Below are 17,004 nucleotides of genomic sequence, written 5' to 3' on the forward strand. Positions count from 1 at the left end.
TGTTACCTCTCTAGCGGGCTTTACGGAGAAGTGACGCGACCCAGCCCGTCAGCAGGCCCGTCACGAAGGCTCCCAGGACGCCCGCAGCACCGATGCTGAAGGCCTCCAGGGAAAACCCGCCGTTGGCCAGGAGCTCCACGGCTCCGGCGGCTTCGGGCGGTATTAGGTAGGCCTGTTGCCATTCGAGCTGCTGGCAGCGCATCAGGCCGTCCGCGGTGGACGCCCAGCTGGTGCAGACCTGTATGGCAACAACGCCCATTCACTCGTCCTCCACGTCGTTCAGCTCGGTCAGCTCGATGCAGTCCGGGCAGATGTGGCGGGTGGGTTCGGGCAGCAGAGCGGGGGCGACTACCGGTTCGTTCCACAGGTGGCCGATGGCGCTGCCGCAGCGATCACAGAAGAGGTAGCCGTCCACGTTCATGTGCCTGTCTCCCGGTTAGTTCTTCTGCTGGTCGCCGGGCTTCTCAGCGACTGGCTTGTCGCTGGCCGGCTGCTGGGTCGGGCGGTGGGTGGGCTGCTGTACAGAGGGCTGGCGGGGTTGCGTGGTGGCGTCCTTGCCCACGCTCAGAAGTTCGGTCAGCACCTGGGTATTGGTGGTGCGGCCGAAGCGGTCCTGGGTGGGGCGGACGACGCTGCCGAATTTGCACAGCACCGGGGAGCCGGTGAAGACGATGGCGTCCAGCAGGGTCGGCTCGATGTTGTATTCGCTGATCTCGAAGCCCTTGGCGTTGCCGCGAGCGCCTTCGGGGATCGGGGAGATGGCCTGGACGCTGGCGTAGATTTCGCCGGTCTTGGTGGAGGTGTAGGTGTCGGTCTTGGTGACCCAGAGTTCGACTACGCCGCCGGTGGTGGCAAACATGTTCATGTGAAGCTCCTTTGCCTTTTTCGGGCATGAGTTGGCCCGCTGCTGCAATTTGGGCGCGTGGTGGCCGTCATTCAGCGGGTGTGGTGGTGCCTTGGGTTTACGGGTGGTGATTGGGCTGGAGAGCGAAGGTCAACGTCGCAAGGGCGCTGCCCTTACCATCCCGCTCTCGCCGCCGAGGGCTCAGGAGCGCGGGGTGGTGGAGCTACCCCACTCTCCCGAGCTGAGGCTGTTCAGGGGGGAGCGCGGTCAAGGGTGCGCTTCGCCCGGCGCTCCGTTTGACCGAACGGTGAAGCGTGTTCGGACAAGCCGGTGCGGCGGCCCCTGACCTGATTGGCCCAGGTGGGGATGGTGTGGCGAGCGTGGTAGCGCACGAACATCAGCGCATATGTCAGCAGCACCAGCCAGAAAATGAGGTGAGGTAGCGGATCAGTGACCACTGTTCAGCCCTCCCACTCGAATGGCTGGTGTATGGGCACGAAGGGTGTGGGCCTGCCGCTGTCGTAGACAACGTGCCAGTACTTCGGGGGACGGCGTGCGGGCATGTGTTTCGCGCAGGTAGAACCCGGCTCCACCCGGTACGTCGAGTGGATAGAACGCCACACACCCGCGACCTGCTTCATCGTAATAACGACCGCGAAGACCCGCGTACGGCGGCACTCGGTACAGGGTGTGGACTGGGAGGGAACGGGTTTCGCCAGTTCGCGACGGGACCAGCAGACAGAGCAGTCGCAGCCCTCCGGGTGTGGACGGTGCAGGTACTTGCTCGGGAGCATTGGCGGGCACCTCCCCCACGGCGCGGCATTGAAGGCGCACGATCAGCTTGGCGTTGAGAACTCGGAAGGCAGCTACCCCGGCTTGGTCGGCCTTGGTGCGGGCTGCTGCGAGGCGCTGAGGCTTGGTGGGTGAGCGGCGACGGAGCTTATTCATCGTCGTAATCCCCCTGACAGAAGATCGACTTGCCCTTGTCGAGGTCGCGGCGAATTTTGTGGAGGTTGATGACGCGGCGGCGGCCGATCTTAGCGGTCGGCACTGTCTTGGTTTCGACCCAACCGCGCACCACGTCTTCCGTGATGTCTTCCAGGCCCAGCATCTGAGCGAATACCGCCTGGGAGCAGAACGGAGCGGTACGGAAGTCCGTAACCTTTTCAACTGCGCCAGTGACGGTGAACCCCACTATTCCAGAATCTTCCATACGAACTCCCTATAATCGGGTCGGACGTTCCCAGCGGTTAGCTGGAGTAAAATTTACGCATGAGTAAAGGCTACCCCCGCAAATTGCGTGCGTAAAGGTTACTCTCCGTGAGAAAAGTCGATGGATTCTGTACGAAATAGAGCGCTTCAACTGATCCGAACGCTTGGTCCTAAGCACCTAAGTGAGCTTGGCGGAAAGAACTACGATCGCTGGAGAAATATCAGTAGCGGGAAGATCAGGATTAGTACTGAGGAGGTCGGCATCTTGGCGGACGCATATCCTCATTACGCGCTGTGGCTGATATCGGGACGGACTGAACCCGAAAATGGGCACCGAAGCCCGGAATATGATGAAGCTGATCGAAACTTGGGCGGACACGACGCGGGATAGAGATTACTCAGACGGTAGCTAGGCGCTGGTACGCCCGAGAGAAATCCGCCAAGAAGGAATGAAGCAGAAACACAGGCCAAGCCTGCTACAGCTAGTAAGACGGTGAAGCGTATGACCATGGAGTAGGTACCGCTCTCCGCATTTCAGTCTTTTCCGATTGACGCTGGATACCGCGAGCATATGGTCTGGCTAAGCCCCTATTTGCCGGGCTCAATCAACTCTCCGCTACAAGGACGTGAATCAGATGAAAACCATACTGACCAGCGTTGCCATCCTGAGCTGCGCCCCCCTCGCATCCGCCGAAGAGAAAACCGCCCTCGCCGAAGCTGCCGAAACGATGAAGCCCATCATCGAAGTACCGGCACAATATCTCGAGAAAAGCATCATGCAAGGCCTTGCCGACGGAAAAGGGCCACTGGCAGAAGGGGCCAGAAGAAACCTCAAGATGCAGGCTCAACGCGACAGGGAAGCCAATAGAGGGGTACGCAAATCCATGAAGGAGTGTATTAAGCCTGGCAACGTAATCGACGATGACGTCAAAGAGTGTACTGAAGGAACCAGAGAAAAAACCTGGTAGTGCAATAAAAGTTTCGCCATATAAAGCCAGCACGAACCGCAACAAAGGCTCTAAAGCATCCAGCTAAAACGCACCTCTAATACAAAAATAAATGCACATCTAAGCGGGAATTTTTAATTCTCTTAAAAAAGTTCCCCTTGCATTATCGGTAGGCAGCTAACACCATACAGTGTCTCTATTTGCTTCAAAAAAATATTTTGCCCCCCATAGCTTGGGTGCCTGACCTTGGCAGACGCTATCTTAGGAGCCACTCTACTTATAGATGAAACGGCATCATTCCCCACTGCAATTAATCGCCGAGGCCGGAGGATGGCAACCAACTCCGTTAAAATTTCTTCGCCGATCTTTCTCTCGGCAGCATTGTGGCTTCTATTCGAAAACGGTTCCCCGACTTCATGAGGATGAAGCGGAAACACGTTCCAAAGAAATATATTATCTTCGATACACCTTAACGCATCCCATATCACGGATGCTGTTCTCTCTTTGCAGGGTTCCCCCTTAGTAGTTCTCTGCGCACATAGAGACCATCGCTCTGCGTATTCTTCAGCATGGATCTCATCCGTTAACGCTAGTCCCGTGCGACGCCCACCTCGGTAACCCAAATCTCTCCCAATCCATATAGCGTCGACTTCAACAGAAGCAGCTTTTTCCAACATACCCAAAAGCAATTGAAATCTAATCTTATCTGCCGCTTTAACATCAAAAGCACTGCAAACCTGCGAGTAAGGATTGAAGCTATTACTGGTAGTAACTGCCGACAATCTTCGGGCAAATTCTTTCGGTTTCATTTGCAGCCCTCGGCAGGCCGAAAAGTTATTGAACGTTCAATTCTACTACCAATTATCGTTCCCTGCTTATATTTTTTTAGCTCCCGAAATACGCTATAGCCATCCAAAATTGCCTTTTCGAACAACTTATATGAACATCGCTCAACTTCATACCCCTTAACAAATTGCTTAACTGTCTTTAGAACATCGAAGGATATTCTGTCCTGCCCTTCAAAATAGTCATTCTCTTTTGCCAAAGAGAACACCCACGCACTCAACCCTTCCTCAATAACAATAGCTCTTCCACCATCCTGTGACTCATCGACTCCGGGATTACTTTTCCTTTTTTGCTTCAGTAGTGCTCGGAACACCGGTGACCAATGCAAAATGGCAGCATAAGCCATATGAAATACATCATGAAATCTATATCCATCTTCAACTGCAATATTATCGGTTAAAGGGTCACCGATAAAAACACCATGCATTTTCATGTATGTTTTTCCATTGGATCTTTGGCTTACCTCAATTTCAAATTTCCTCGGCAACTGTTCATCTACATGTTCTTCAGCATCAAAGTCTGGCGAACTAGATAAGTCTATGGGAGAAAATCTGCTCAATGACTTATCCAGGTTGAAGTCAACGACTGCTTTAAAACTGACACCTGATGCCGACATCAAAGCGATATAGCTTTCAAAAAAGCCAGAGAGCGCCGCTTGATCTATAGATGTTTCCGACTTCTCTAAAATTACTGCCGCATTTTTACCAAGTGCAGTACTGGCCTCAATCACGCTGATCTCAACCGGCGATGGCACAAGTGCAAGCGGAAATCTCTTTATTCCCGTAGGGGCAAGTTGGTAAGGCTTCCCACTAATAAAAGGAGCAGCAACGGTGCTCAAAGTTAATCCTTTCCTGCTGCACAAACGGCAGAAATACCAAAGTACGTCTCCAAGCTCTTCTATAAATGAGTGATTTGTGTCAAAAGCCCCTGCGTCACGCCGTGCTTTTTTTGACACAGACAGAACGCTTCCCACCTCCCCAAATAGCCCAAAAACTATTAATTCATCTGCATCATCCCCAAGAGTATCGGTAGGTTCAATGTCTCGCTCATAGTCCGATAAAAAGCTAACAAGAGTCATATAAAAGTCCCTCTTTTTGTCCATCTTTCCGGAGTAGATATCTGTCCTTTAATCTGTCCCCTATACCAAACCAAGAAGCTATCGACAAACTCTCGAGAGAATTCACACTTATGGGCGCGCGCAACAATTAACGCATTAAATTCTGGCGGCAAATCAACTGCATCTTTCCCCCAGTATGAAAAATTACTACCAATCAGAACATTGTCTGTAGTTCCGGTATCTGCATCAATGTTTTCCTGAATTGGGCTACCATCCTCGTTGGTATGATGGGAATTTTCTTGATGCCAAGTACCATCGCTCTTTCTGTGGTATATGTTGTCCCCGAATGAATACTTATAAGACATGTTAAGTCTTGGCTTTTTAGCCTGATATTGCTCTCCTTCCCAGTACTCATCAAAACTTACTTTTGAGCCAACCTCCATCACATAACAAATCTTATTCCCCATATCTCTAGGGGTTATACCAACAATATAATCTCCTACATTCGCATGCTTTCTTATCTGAGGCTTACACGTGGCCAGCGTACAGAATCCATGGAATGGATTTGGCGCAAATCCATAATCTCTAGCGACTACATATGAGAAAATTCTCATTTCTTGTTGCCGCATTTATATCTTTTGAATGGACGATCCTCTCTCATAGTGCCGTCACCGTTTTGCCATTCCCGGGGCTGCTCGGCAATTGCCTCGGGAAGGGCTGCAATATTAGGAATTAAAACATCTCCCAATTGTTCAAATCCGGAAGCAATTTCCGCACCTTGATCAAGGGAGATGCAAATAACTTTTATATTCAACCTTGCGGCCTCAATCAATGCAAGGTCAATACATTTGTTTCCTTCATTCTCTCGAGATCCAAAATATACAAGAACCTTGGCATCAGTTAGGCGGGAAATTATCTCTTCCCTCTGTGTGCATTCAGAATCGAAAGGCTTTGCAAGCTCAAGAATATCAATATTGCAAGCTGAATCGGAAAGTACCTGCTCAATCTCCCCAACGAGAGCGAGTTCACTTTTGTTTAGAAGGGCAAGAACATTCATATAAAAACTCCTACTCAATTTCGAGATTTTTAAAGGCAAACAAAAACCCAAAGCCTAATATTTTTATTCATCTCCTCCCTGAAGAGTGGTTGTATAAGGCACAGCCCGATGACTTACTTGTCTGTTGAGGTCAATAGATCTCTTGTCCCCCGACAAACAGGGAACTTAGTACACCCCCAAAACTCAGACCCAACATAGGATCCTCGTCTGGCAGTTCTAATCACCATTCGTTCGTTACACGCGGGGCAATGAGGGGGGCATAAACTACGTGCATGACCAGTATCATCATTTTTATTTTTTGAAGCGGGTTGCATAATTTCAGATAGATTGCTTATCCACCTTTTAAGCAAGGCGCCGTCAACTAGCTGTATATTTCTACCATCAGCGAACGATTTAGCTTCTGCAGTAAATCTTCCCGAGGTCACAACGAAACCTCCTGCGGCTCCTTCCGCAGTCATCACACCGAAGAACTCTCGAATAACCGTGACACCAACGCTAATAGCCTTCCACTGTTTGCACTGAACTAGGTACTTGTCCGTTCTCAAGTGCAGCACGAGGTCAACGCCACCATCCGGTCCGTTACCGCCTTTCTCGATAACGGTGAACCCCTTACGGCGGAAGGTTTCGCCCACCAACAGCTCAAACTCGCGCCAGCTGATACCTTCAATGGTTTTCCCTGACTCGCGCGCATTCGTCACGTTTGCATGCAGCTTCTTGCGTTCGGCCCTGGCAAGCACAGAGCCAATTGCTCCAATCACGCATACCGCCGGCAGCACGAACTGGCCGAAAAAGGCAAAAGTACGAATGAGCTGCCCGGCAACTGATTGCCCCATCTGGTGCAAGTCCTTGGGGACTTCGGGCTGACTGTTGGCGATAGGGTGAAGAACGAGCCAGCTGCCCAAGGCAATGAGCAGGCTCACCCACCAGGGTAGGCGGCTAGCGATCTCGATGAGGTCCTCGATGAGCGAGGTTCTGCGGCGACGAGCCATCCGTGTCTCCTAAATACGCATCCATTCATGGCCAGAGGCCATACATGGAAGCTATCCTGAGACGCTAGTACCCGTAAAGACTCTAGGGTGACTACATAACGCCAATTGTCAGAAACAGCCTGTCGAAGTGAGGTTTTGTCGCCTTTGAAAGGCCTGATTTACAAGGCTTCGGGCGCGCACGGGGTGCCTCTCATGCGATTCATAATGCTGATGTCCCAGGTTCAAGTCCCGGTGTAGCCACCATCTCTTAAAAGGGGTTTAGCGAAAGCTAAACCCCTTTTTCTTTGTCTGCGAAAAGTCATTCCTTCCCCGGCTACTCAGCTTCGGCCAGCAAGCCATCTTCATCATTCCGGGTGTCATTTACCCGCAACGAAACCCGGTGTCCCACAAAGTCTTCCCGCGCGTGTTGAATCAGGTCGTCCACCGCCTCGTTACGGGTGGCAGTAGACAGCCATTCCTCGAAGCTTTCCGGCGCCACCACCACAGGCATGCGGTGGTGGATATTTTCGATGCTCGGCGCAGCGGGTCTGGTGAGTAGGGCGCAGGAGAGAACCGGCTCGCCGTCGGGGTTCATCCACTGGGACCAGAGGCCTGCGATTGCGATGATGGGATCGATGGGGCTGTGGATGAAGTACGGCTGGTGGACTCTCCGGCCCGCCAGGTTGCGCAGGTTTTCCTTCTCGTTCCACTCATACCAGCCCAGCGCGGGCATCAGACAGCGAGTGCTGCGCAGGGCTTGTCGCCATAAGGGTTTGCCGGCGGCTTCTTCGCTGCAGGCATTGAAAGAGAAGCGCGGCGGCGCGGGGTCATTCCACCAGGAGGGGATCAAGCCCCAGCGGGCAGGCAGCAGTTCGAGTTGGCCACTTTCGTCGTGGCGCAGGATGGGCACGGTCATGGTCGGGGCGACGTTGTAGCAGGCCTCCAACCAGCGCGGCGGTGTGCGCGCACCGATGTGCCAATAGCGTTCGATGGCAGCCTCTTCGGGACTGACGTAGCGTCCGCACATGCCGGGCACCTTGAATAAAGTGGTGCCTTGAGCTTAGTTCGCCGGTATGCCCGGCGGCGTCATCGCTGCGTGCGGGACTGGCCGATGTGCTTCGCCGCGGTGTCGATCAGGAACCACAACGACAGAGGCGCGCCGAGGAACAGGAAAGGGATCATCAGGAACAGGCCGTAGCCAACCCAAGCGGTGATGTCCGCACTACCGGCCAGGCAGTCCTGCAGGTTCTTCGCTCCGCCCTGGCAGTTGGCGTAGCCATATCCCCAGGAGCCCAGTTGCCAACCGATGCCGGAATAAGCTGCCGGTATGACGGCGAGCAGGTAGCGCGCCAGCCAGCTAAAACGTGAAGCCCGCCAGAACAGAAGTACCGGCGGGACGAAGAGTGCCAGGGCGAGTATCAGTAGCTTCATGCGTGCTCAGCGATGCGATGCGCGCCAGCGGTGCAGGCAAGACAAGCGGCGAGATAGGCCAGCAAAGCAACCAGTAAAGCCTTTGCCCAGACAAAGACAGCCATTCTTCTATCCAACTGCTCACTCAGCGCCTGACCGCGGGGCTCCGCCATCATGCTCTTCGTCAACTCATAAACCTGTTCATGAGCTTCACAGCGGTACTCCTTGTAGATGCGCTCTACCTCGGCAGCATATTTCTGCCCCACCACGGTCTTGGCGTAATCGACCTGCATGTGCTTGCTGATCGCGCTGTTGACTCCGGTCAAAAAGGAGGTAACACAGTAAAGGCCAGCTGCAATGAGAAGCTTACGCCAGGAAGGTTTGAAGTAGCGCAGGATCATCCGTGTCTCCGTGCCTTGAGGGGTGGCGCACGTTAGCACACAGACAGGCGTCGCTTCACGACTTGATGCTCAGCCCAACCGCTGCAACACGCCCCGCCCGATCACCCGCGTCGTCTCGCCCCCGAAGTCCACACTCCCCTCCTCCCGCAGGAATGCATCCACCGCCCCATCGATGCAATCCGCCAATTCCGGTAACTGCCAGTGATGCCGCAGCAACATGCCGGCACTGAGAATGGCCGCGAGCGGGTTGGCGCGGCCAGTGCCGGCGATGTCCGGGGCGCTGCCGTGGACGGGTTCGGCCAGGGCAATGCCGGCGCCCAGGTTGAGCGAAGGTGCAAGGCCCAGGCCGCCGCCCCAGTGGCTGGCGAGGTCGGAGAGGATGTCGCCGAAGAGGTTGGTGGTGACGATCAGGTCGAAAGACTCCGGGCGCTCGACCAGTTGCAGCGCGGCCACATCGACCAGGCGTTCGTCGAGCACGTCGCTCCAGCCGTCTTCGGCCAAGCGGTCGCGGCAGGTGTCGCGGAACAGGCCGCAGGTGAGCGGCAGGACGTTGGCTTTGTGCACGAGGGTGATGCGCCGTGCGTTGCGCAGGCGAGCAAGCTCGGCGGCGCCAGCGGCGAGGCGTTCGCAGGCGGTGCGGCTGATGACCCGTTCGGCGATGGCGACGCCTTCCGCCTCCCAGTGCTCACGGCCGCTGTAGAGGCCTTCGCTGTTCTCCCGCAGGACCAGCAAGTCGATGCCTGCGCGCGGCGAGACGAATGGGCGCGAGCGTACGGGGCGCAGGTTGAGGTTCAGCGCCAGCGCTTGGCGCAGGCTGAGGATGGCGCTGCGGTAGCCTTCGACCTTGTGGCTGGGCGAGGAAACGGCGCCGAACAATCCGGCGCCGCAGTCGCGCAGGCGGTCATAGGTAGTGTCAGGCACCGAAGTGCCGTGGCGCTGGAAGCAGTCCCAGCCGGCTTCGGCTTCTTCTACCTGCAGGTCAGGCAGCAGGCGTCGCAGGACTTCCACGGCGGCGGGCACGACCTCGCGGCCGATGCCGTCACCGGGAATGACACACAGGCGTCGGCTCAAGACTGACCGAGCGGGCGCAGGCGGTATTGCGGCGGCAGTTGGTCGAGGCCGCTGACGGTGACGTTGAGGTCCTTCCAGATACCGTCCTTGATCCCGTAGATGCAGCCGTGCACTGAGAGCTTCTGACCACGGTGCCAGGCGTTCTGGACGATGCTGGTGTGGCTGACGTTGGCCACCTGCTGTATGACGTTGAGCTCGCAGAGACGATCGACGCGCTCTTCTTCCTTCTCGAACTGACCGAGGTGGTCGCGGTATTCGTAGGCGAGGTCGCGGATGGTGCGCAGCCAGCCGTCGATCAGGCCGAGCTGGGTGTGCTGCAGCGCGGCGCGCACGCCGCCGCAACCATAGTGACCGGTGACCAGGATGTGCTTGACCTTGAGCACGTCGACGGCGAACTGGATGACCGACAGGCAGTTGAGGTCGGTGTGCAGCACGACGTTGGCGACGTTGCGATGGACGAACAGGTCGCCCGGCAGCAGGCCGACGATCTGGTTCGACGGCACGCGTGCATCGGAGCAGCCGATCCACAGGTATTCGGGAGTCTGCTGGCGGGCCAGTTTGGCGAAGAACTCGGGGTCCTCCTCCTTGATGGCTTCGGCCCAGCGGGCGTTGTTGTCGAACAGTTCCTGCAGATCGCTCATGTCCGGCTCCTCATCATTGGCTGGCGGCACCTTACGCAGCGCAGGCGTGACTGACAAGCGGCATCAGTGCACGGCGTTGAGCCGCCACCAGCGCGGTGGACGCGGCGCCTGCTGCAGCGCCAGCTGGTGCCAGGCGTCGTGCCAGGCCTGGCCTTCGGCAGCGAGGCGCGGCCAATCCAGCGTGCGCCGATCCAGGGCGCCGAGCAACTCGGTTTCCAGCCAGCCGTGGCCGGCGCGCAAGGCATCGGCGAAACCGGGATCGGCGAGGGCGCGCTGGTGCACGGTCTCGAAGCGCCACCAGAGTGAGTCCTCCACGGCGTCGGTTTCGCGGCTGAGCAGCCCTTCCCCGGCGCGCTCGTCGAAACCCAGCGGCTGGAACATGGACAGACAGGGTGCAGAAGTACCAGTGGCGGCCAGGCGCGGAGATTCACCGTCGAGCCGGGCGATGAGGCTGGCGGTGGTCTGCGAGGGGCGCCAGAAGCTGCCGGCATGCAGGCAGATCTGCCGGTTGTCGTGCAGGTTGAAGCGGTGCCCGCGGTGACCGTGGCTGCGCAGGGCGACGACCAGCGCCAGCCAGTCGACTTGCGCCGGGCAGTGGGCGAGGAAGTCTTCGTTAAGCTGGCGGCGCTGGTGGGCACCTGCAACCCAGGGCAGCACGCGGCCATCAAAGGCGCGGGCGAAGTGGAAATCGCCGCGGCCATTCCAGCAGCCGAAGCGGCGTGCCTGGGATTCCAGGTCGGGGCTGGCGAGATCGTAGTCATGGCCCAGGGTCAGGGCGTTGGAGATGGCCCAGCGCTCGACCTTCTTCGCCGCCCACAGGCGCCCGGCGGTTTCCAGCACCCAGGCTTCGTCGCGGTCAGCGATCAGGTAGCTATTGTCGTAGCGCATGCGCTTGTTGCGATAGCCGGCAGGGCCACCCTGCCCATGGCGCTCCAGCAGTCCGGTGATGACCGACAGCGCCTCGCGGGCGCTGCTGCCGCGCTCCAGCCCCAGGCGCAGCAGGTCCATGCCGAGCAGGGCTTCGCCGTCGCGCTGGGTCAGTCTGGTGAACACGGCTTCGTTGCCGATGGCCACGCCCTTGTCGTTGACGCCCATCTCGGCGCCCCACAGCCAGGCCGGCTGGCTGAGGATGACGCCATGGCGATGGGAAGCCTGGGGGATCTCCAGATAGGTGGTGCGCACCTTGGCCGCGCTGTCGCCGCTCACAGCGGGCAGGCGGATCAGGCGTTGCGTTTCGGCAGGCTCGCGGTCGCTGTTCTTGGCGAACCAGGTGGCCCCGCCGCTACGCAATACCAAGGTGTCGCACATAGTCTTCCTCCCCGTGATCTTCCCGCGCGCCCAGCACTTCCCGCGCCGCACGCTCCCCGGCCTCCACGGCCCCGTCGAAATAGCCCATCCAGCGCGTTGCCGTTTCGGTGCCGGCGAAGTGCAAACGCCCGTAGGGTTCGCGCAGGCGCGCCGCGCCGCTGCTCCACAGCCCCGGCGGGAACAGGGCGGCATAGCAGCCCCGGGCGAAGGGTTCCTCGGCCCAGGATTTGTCTACGTAGTCCATCGGCTGGAGCGCCTGCTCACCAAAGTAGCGGGCGAAGCACTCCAGCACCTGGCCGCGGCGCTCGTCAGCGAGGCGGGCGTTCCACTGGCGCGCTTCGTCGCCTTCGATAAAGCCCAGCAGCACGCCGCGCCCGGAGTCGGGGACGCTATTGTCGAAGGTCAGGCGAACCGGGCCGATCTCACTGGTGGCCTGGCCGGAGAGGCCTTTGTCACGCCAGAACGGGGTGTCATAAAGCGCCATGCACTTGATCACCGAGCCCTGCGGCAGGCGTTGCAGCAGTTGATCGCGCCAACTGGGCAGCAGCGGCTCCTGGGTAATCCGCAGCAGTTGAGTGGGCGGCACGGCGAAGATGACACGGGCGGCCTGGTGCGTACCGCGGTCGGTGATCAGCTCGACGCTGCTGCCGTTCTGCCGCACGGTGCGCACCGGCTCGCCGGTGATGACGTCTGCGACACGCTCGGCGAGTGCTTCGCTGATGCGCTGGGAACCGCCGAGGATGCGGTCCTGCTGGGCGCCGCCCTCGACGCCCAGCAGGGTGTCGAGGTTGGTGCCGCTGTGGATGTAGAACAACACATGGAGGAAAGAGAGGTCATGGGGGCTGGCGGCAAGCACGGCGCCGCTCATCAGCTCGAAGACCTTGCGCCCGGTGGCGGTGCGCACGTTGCGCCGCAGCCATTCGGCGAAGGTGAGGCTGTCCCAGAGCTCGGCCTTGGGGTGCAGGCTGGGGTCGCTCAGGGGGATTTCCCGCGCCATGCGGTCCAGGCGTACATGAGCCTGAAGGACATCGAGCAGAACGTGGGGAGGAAGTTTCGGAATAGCGCCGCGATAGGGCCTCAGGCGATTCCCGAAGAGAGTGAGGTTGTCGCCCTGGTTCCACTGCGGATAGGTCGACAGGCCGAGTTCGGCCAGCAGGGAAAGGATGCGTTCCTGGGTCGGGCCGACCCACTGGCCACCCACCTCGACCACCTCGCCGCTGGCGAAGCGATGGTTGAGGGTGCGCCCACCGACGCGCTTGTTCGCTTCGATCACTTTGACCCGTTGCCCGGCTTGCGCCAGGCGCCAGGCCGCGGTCAGCCCCGAAATACCGGCGCCCACCACGATCACATCGCTGCGATTCATGTCTGCGACCTTATGTTCTTGTTGTTATTGGGCTTAAGCGTAAGCCAGGAATCGTCCTCGGAGAAACCCGAATTGTGGGAAATTTCCAGGCTTTGCGGAGGATGAAATGTCGAGGGCTCTAGCCTGGGCTATCCCGGAATGAAGCGATCTGGACAGGCCGGGATGAATGGCGCGGCGGCGAGATAATCGCGGACAGATCTCCCACGCAGTCCTGGATTCCGGCGTGCGGGGTAGCGGGGAGTCTGGGGAAGTTCTCGTAGGATGGGTGGAGCGGAGCGATACCCATGCCGCAGACGCACCGATTGATGGGTATCGCTTCGCTCCACACCATCCTACTTCCTGGTCAGTGCGAAGAAGCCCGCGTGGGGGGCGCTCAGTCGACCAGCGTGCAGGCCATCACCAGCGCGTCTTCACGGCCGCCGACTGCCGGGTAGTAATCGCGGCGACGACCGATTTCATTGAAGCCGTAGCGCTCGTAAAGGCGATAGGCGGGACCGTTGGAAGCGCGGACTTCGAGGAAGCATTCCACTCCGCCTCGCTCGTGGGCGCGCTTCATCAGGTGTTCCAGCAGCGCCAGCCCCAGGCCACGGCCCTGGCTCTCCGGCTTGACGGTGATGTTGAGCAGGTGCGCTTCATCGAGGATCAACTGGATCACGCCGTGGCCGACCTGCTGGGAACCTTCGAACATCACCCAGCATTCATAGCTTTTCAGCCCATCGGCGAAGGTGCCGCGCGTCCAGGGGTGGCTGAAGGCGGCGTATTCGATCTTGAGTACGGCATCGAGGTCCGCCTCGGTCATTGGGCGGAAAGAAACAGCGTCGCTCATGCAGGTGCCTGACTCATCCAGCGTTGCCGCACTCGGCGCATGGCGCGCCAGAGGTCGGCTTTCAAAGTGGGTTCTTCGGCCAGGCGCTCGAGGCCCGGCAGTGCCCAGGCTACGCCCAGGCCTTCGACCTGCAGCTCGCGCAGCAGGGACTCTTCATCGCCCTCGCCGGCAAAGCGTACGGCGGGCATGCCGACCAGCCACAGGCAGGAGCACGGGGCGCCCTCCTCCAGCCGCGCGGCGACGAACCCCTGAACGAACTCGCGGGCGGCTTGCGGGCCCTGGTCCATGTTGCCGCGGGAGAACAGCGGCCAGCGTACCGGCTCGCCCATCAGTTGCGGGCTATCCGGCAGGCCGGCGGCGCGCAGCAGGTCCTTGAGCAGCAGGTAGGCCGGGTCGCGGCTGGCCAGCGGCTCGCCGGTGGGCAGTTCGACCAGCAAGGTGCATTCACCGGCACGCAACAGTTGCAGGGCAAAGCGTGGCGGCGGCGCGACCGGCGCGCGGACAGCCGGTTCGGCTTCCGCCTCGGCCGGCTCTTCGGCCTTGACCGCAGCAGCCGGCTTGGCCGCAGCGCCGACCTTGGGCAGCAGGCGCGCAGCGATCGAGCCGGGTTCTGCCGGCATTGCCGGTGCAGCAGGCGAGGGGGCGGCAACCGGGGCGACGGCCTCGCGAGCCACCGCAACGGACGCGGGAGCAATCGGCTCGGCTACGACGGGCGCAGGCGTTTCCAGCAACTCCGGGCGCGACGGAGCGGCGAACGGCAGCACCACGCGCGGCAGCCAACTGGCGACCTGCATGGCGCCAAGGTAGGCGCGGCGACGGGCTTCTTCGATCAAGGGGCGTTTACCTGTGGGTGGTGCCTGCGCGAGCAGGCCGACACGACGAGGCGGGATTGTCGCGTGAAACGCGCTGGGGGGAAAGGCCGGCGGGCGGAGAGCCCGTGCGTTTCGCTTACGGAGTGCCGAAGACGTAGACGTTGCCGGTGAGCTTGACCGCACCGGTAGCCTGGTAGGTGAGCAGGTTGGTCTGCTGCAGGCCGCTGCCGGAAACCTTGCCCTGGTTGGCGCCGCCCAGGGTGAACTGCAGGTTGGTGGCGCTGGCGTTGGTCAGGCCGATCTTCATGGCCTGGCGGTTGAACAGCGCGCCGTCACCGTTGAAGCCATTGTTGATGGTCACCATGTCGATGGACATGCCGTCGAAACTGAAGGTGCCCTTGATGTTGTCCAGCACGATGTAGCCGGTGCTGTTGAGTGGCTGGATCGCCAGGCGCGCGCCACAGCCGCCGGTGCAGCGGGTATCGGCGGTGTTGGCGGCGAGGTTGAAGCTGACGCTCAGGCTGACGCCGTCCTGGCCGCTGACATCGGCCATTTCGCTGTCGTCCAGCCCGCGCATCTCGCCGTGGGCGGCAAAGGTGGCCAACAGCAACAGCGGGGCCAGGAGTCGGCTCGAAAGGCGTGCAGTTTTCACGGCGAGTCTCCTCATGCGCTAGCGCGGCAGGTTCACGGTTCGAACGTTCAGGTAGTCGATACGCAGGCCACGGATGGCCTGGGAGCCGACGTCGGTGCCGCTGATGTTCAGGTTGCCGATGCTGATATTGCTCTTCTGCACGTTCTGGTAGAAGGCTTCGTGGTTGGCCCAGGTAACGCCCGGCGCACTGAGCACCAGGTCGCCGTTGCTGGCCACGGAGAGCGTTGCCGGCTGGTAATTGGCATCGCCCAGGTTGAGGTCGAAGTAGACGTTCTTGGCCACCACCTTGTTGCTGTCGGCGCAGTTTTCGCAGCCGGCGATGATCAGTTTGTCGGCATACATCTGCAGGCTCATGGAGGCCTTCAGCCCGGCGGCGTCGCCCCACAGGTTGAGGTAGGAGCCGTTGAGGGTGAAGTTCTCCAGGGCGATGGAGAAGAAGTCCGTGCGCGTGGTGGTCGCGCCTGCCGAGCCATTGCTGTTGTAGGCCGTGCTGGGCAGGGTGAACTTGGTGGCGATGCCGATATCCAGCCCCTGGATACGCGTACCGGAGGAAGTCTGCATGGCGCCGGCCACCAGTTGCACCGTGGAGACGTTCTTCTCGGTGCGCGTAATGGTGCCGCTGACGCAGGTGGTGGCGCTGCCGCCTTGCGCACCGCAGAGCTGGACGAACTTGTCGTAGTCGCTGGCGCGCTGGCTGAGGGTGACGCCGTTGCGACTGACGGACCAGGCGGCGCTGAGGTTCTGCTGGGCAGCCGTGAGGTCGCTGGTGCTGGTGTTGTAGGTGTCCACCGAGGCGTTGTAGTTCTTCACCGCGGTGTTGTTGTTGCAGGCGGCGAGGATACCGCAGTCGTACTTCGTCCCCAGCGCCGGGCGGTCCACGCACCAGAGCCCGCAGACCTGGGCAGGCGCCGAGGTGTAACGGGTATTCATGGTGTTGTAGTTGGTCTTCTGCACCGCCTGGGCCGCATCGACCTGGGTCTCGCGCTGGTTGACCACCGCCATGTCGGCGTCGATGCCGGACTTGAGGCTCACCATGTTGTTCGAATAGGTCGTGAGCAGCGTGTCGCGCTGGGTCTTCAGTGCGCTCAGCTCGCTGTTGATCTTGGTCGTGGCCTGGGCCGGGTTGGTGCAGCCGGCATCACCGTAGAGGCAGCCCTGATAGTAGGACCAGAGGCCGAACTTGTGGGTATCGTTGATCGGGTCGGTCCAGGTCGGCGTCATCAGTTGCAGCGCTTCCTGGTTGGCCGGGATGTTCAGCCCGGCCTTGTACTTGATCGGCCCGAGGGTGAAGGGGTGCATGGGCGTACCGAGGTAGGCCTTGGTATCCAGCGTGCCACGCTGGCTGCCGGCGCCCTTGATGTAGGCGCCGGTGATGTCCACCTGCACGTCCTGGTTGGCACTGTTCTTCACGCCGGTGATCTTCGAGGTCGCAGCGGCCTGGTCGTAGCTGAAGCCATCGATGAAGAAGCCCAGGCCCGCGCCGCTGACCTCTTCGAGCTGATCATCATCCAGGGCCTTCATGCCCAGCGCCGGCAGGCTGACCAGGCAACCGGCGAGGCAGGCGAATACTGTCGCGCGCCAGCTCATGT

The 17,004-nt window shown here is 59.6% G+C and carries 22 protein-coding genes; 1 reads left to right on the plus strand and 21 read right to left on the minus strand.

The window, feature by feature from the left end; genetic code table 11:
* Positions 1-10: 10 nt before the first annotated feature.
* The 5 genes from A6723_RS09940 to A6723_RS09955 all read right to left on the minus strand — a co-directional run bounded on the left by A6723_RS09940 (position 11) and on the right by A6723_RS09955 (position 2,057).
* On the minus strand, positions 11-259 hold the full coding sequence (locus A6723_RS09940) for a hypothetical protein (RefSeq protein ID WP_054909845.1): 249 nt from the start codon (positions 257-259) through the stop codon (positions 11-13).
* Positions 260-421, minus strand: coding sequence for a hypothetical protein (locus A6723_RS32100; RefSeq protein WP_156356619.1), 162 nt, complete (start codon positions 419-421; stop codon positions 260-262).
* Positions 422-436: 15 nt separating this feature from the next.
* Positions 437-865, minus strand: coding sequence for a hypothetical protein (locus tag A6723_RS09945; protein ID WP_054909846.1), 429 nt, complete (start codon positions 863-865; stop codon positions 437-439).
* Positions 866-1,305: 440 nt separating this feature from the next.
* Positions 1,306-1,638, minus strand: coding sequence for a DUF5447 family protein (locus A6723_RS31185; RefSeq protein ID WP_082450776.1), 333 nt, complete (start codon positions 1,636-1,638; stop codon positions 1,306-1,308).
* 146 nt (positions 1,639-1,784) lie between these two features.
* The gene (locus A6723_RS09955) at positions 1,785-2,057 is read right to left on the minus strand and encodes a hypothetical protein (protein ID WP_054909848.1); all 273 of its coding nucleotides are present in this window, start codon (positions 2,055-2,057) and stop codon (positions 1,785-1,787) included.
* Positions 2,058-2,691: 634 nt separating this feature from the next.
* On the opposite strand from A6723_RS09955, the gene A6723_RS09960 reads away from it, so the two are divergent.
* Positions 2,692-3,024 (plus strand): hypothetical protein, encoded by a 333-nt coding sequence (locus A6723_RS09960; RefSeq protein ID WP_054909849.1) that lies wholly within the window; start codon positions 2,692-2,694, stop codon positions 3,022-3,024.
* Between the two features lie 122 nt (positions 3,025-3,146).
* On the opposite strand, the gene A6723_RS31195 is transcribed toward A6723_RS09960, so the two are convergent.
* From A6723_RS31195 to A6723_RS10020, 16 genes are all read right to left on the minus strand, one after another.
* On the minus strand, positions 3,147-3,812 hold the full coding sequence (locus A6723_RS31195; protein ID WP_082450778.1) for a uracil-DNA glycosylase: 666 nt from the start codon (positions 3,810-3,812) through the stop codon (positions 3,147-3,149).
* Complete coding sequence (locus A6723_RS31200; protein WP_082450779.1) at positions 3,809-4,927, minus strand: nucleoside triphosphate pyrophosphohydrolase family protein; 1,119 nt, start codon at positions 4,925-4,927, stop codon at positions 3,809-3,811. The genes A6723_RS31195 and A6723_RS31200 overlap by 4 nt, the downstream gene beginning before the upstream one ends.
* Positions 4,924-5,535, minus strand: coding sequence for a hypothetical protein (locus A6723_RS31690; protein WP_139092945.1), 612 nt, complete (start codon positions 5,533-5,535; stop codon positions 4,924-4,926). The genes A6723_RS31200 and A6723_RS31690 overlap by 4 nt, the downstream gene beginning before the upstream one ends.
* Positions 5,517-5,963: a hypothetical protein gene (locus tag A6723_RS31695; protein WP_139092946.1), complete on the minus strand. Its 447-nt coding sequence runs from the start codon at positions 5,961-5,963 to the stop codon at positions 5,517-5,519. The genes A6723_RS31690 and A6723_RS31695 overlap by 19 nt, the downstream gene beginning before the upstream one ends.
* Before the next feature lie 113 nt (positions 5,964-6,076).
* Complete coding sequence (locus A6723_RS09965) at positions 6,077-6,952, minus strand: restriction endonuclease (RefSeq protein ID WP_064979626.1); 876 nt, start codon at positions 6,950-6,952, stop codon at positions 6,077-6,079.
* Between the two features lie 313 nt (positions 6,953-7,265).
* Positions 7,266-7,958 (minus strand): SOS response-associated peptidase, encoded by a 693-nt coding sequence (locus A6723_RS09970; RefSeq protein ID WP_054909850.1) that lies wholly within the window; start codon positions 7,956-7,958, stop codon positions 7,266-7,268.
* A gap of 59 nt (positions 7,959-8,017) precedes the next feature.
* Entirely contained in the window at positions 8,018-8,362 is a 345-nt protein-coding gene (locus A6723_RS09975; protein ID WP_054909851.1) for a hypothetical protein, read from the minus strand.
* On the minus strand, positions 8,359-8,742 hold the full coding sequence (locus tag A6723_RS09980) for a hypothetical protein (RefSeq protein ID WP_054909852.1): 384 nt from the start codon (positions 8,740-8,742) through the stop codon (positions 8,359-8,361). Before A6723_RS09980 ends, A6723_RS09975 begins: the two co-directional genes overlap by 4 nt.
* Before the next feature lie 69 nt (positions 8,743-8,811).
* Entirely contained in the window at positions 8,812-9,813 is a 1,002-nt protein-coding gene (locus A6723_RS09985; RefSeq protein WP_054909853.1) for an isocitrate/isopropylmalate dehydrogenase family protein, read from the minus strand.
* Positions 9,810-10,454 carry a carbonate dehydratase gene (gene can, locus A6723_RS09990; RefSeq protein WP_024766618.1) on the minus strand — a complete coding sequence of 215 codons (645 nt, stop codon included), beginning with the start codon at positions 10,452-10,454 and terminating at the stop codon, positions 9,810-9,812. The genes A6723_RS09985 and can overlap by 4 nt, the downstream gene beginning before the upstream one ends.
* Positions 10,455-10,517: 63 nt before the next feature.
* Positions 10,518-11,762 (minus strand): C69 family dipeptidase, encoded by a 1,245-nt coding sequence (locus tag A6723_RS09995; protein ID WP_054909854.1) that lies wholly within the window; start codon positions 11,760-11,762, stop codon positions 10,518-10,520.
* Positions 11,737-13,125 (minus strand): flavin monoamine oxidase family protein, encoded by a 1,389-nt coding sequence (locus A6723_RS10000; protein WP_054909855.1) that lies wholly within the window; start codon positions 13,123-13,125, stop codon positions 11,737-11,739. The genes A6723_RS09995 and A6723_RS10000 overlap by 26 nt, the downstream gene beginning before the upstream one ends.
* A 373-nt stretch (positions 13,126-13,498) precedes the next feature.
* Positions 13,499-13,951, minus strand: coding sequence for a ribosomal protein S18-alanine N-acetyltransferase (gene rimI / locus A6723_RS10005; protein ID WP_024766615.1), 453 nt, complete (start codon positions 13,949-13,951; stop codon positions 13,499-13,501).
* Positions 13,948-14,784: a hypothetical protein gene (locus tag A6723_RS10010; protein ID WP_054911235.1), complete on the minus strand. Its 837-nt coding sequence runs from the start codon at positions 14,782-14,784 to the stop codon at positions 13,948-13,950. The genes rimI and A6723_RS10010 overlap by 4 nt, the downstream gene beginning before the upstream one ends.
* A gap of 115 nt (positions 14,785-14,899) precedes the next feature.
* Positions 14,900-15,415, minus strand: a complete 516-nt coding sequence (locus tag A6723_RS10015; protein ID WP_082450935.1) for a DUF6160 family protein — start codon at positions 15,413-15,415, stop codon at positions 14,900-14,902.
* A gap of 18 nt (positions 15,416-15,433) precedes the next feature.
* Entirely contained in the window at positions 15,434-17,002 is a 1,569-nt protein-coding gene (locus tag A6723_RS10020) for a hypothetical protein (RefSeq protein ID WP_054911233.1), read from the minus strand.
* Positions 17,003-17,004: the final 2 nt, after the last annotated feature.

Origin of the sequence: Pseudomonas sp. AU11447 (assembly GCF_001672555.2) — a bacterium.
Lineage (GTDB): Bacteria > Pseudomonadota > Gammaproteobacteria > Pseudomonadales > Pseudomonadaceae > Pseudomonas > Pseudomonas nitroreducens.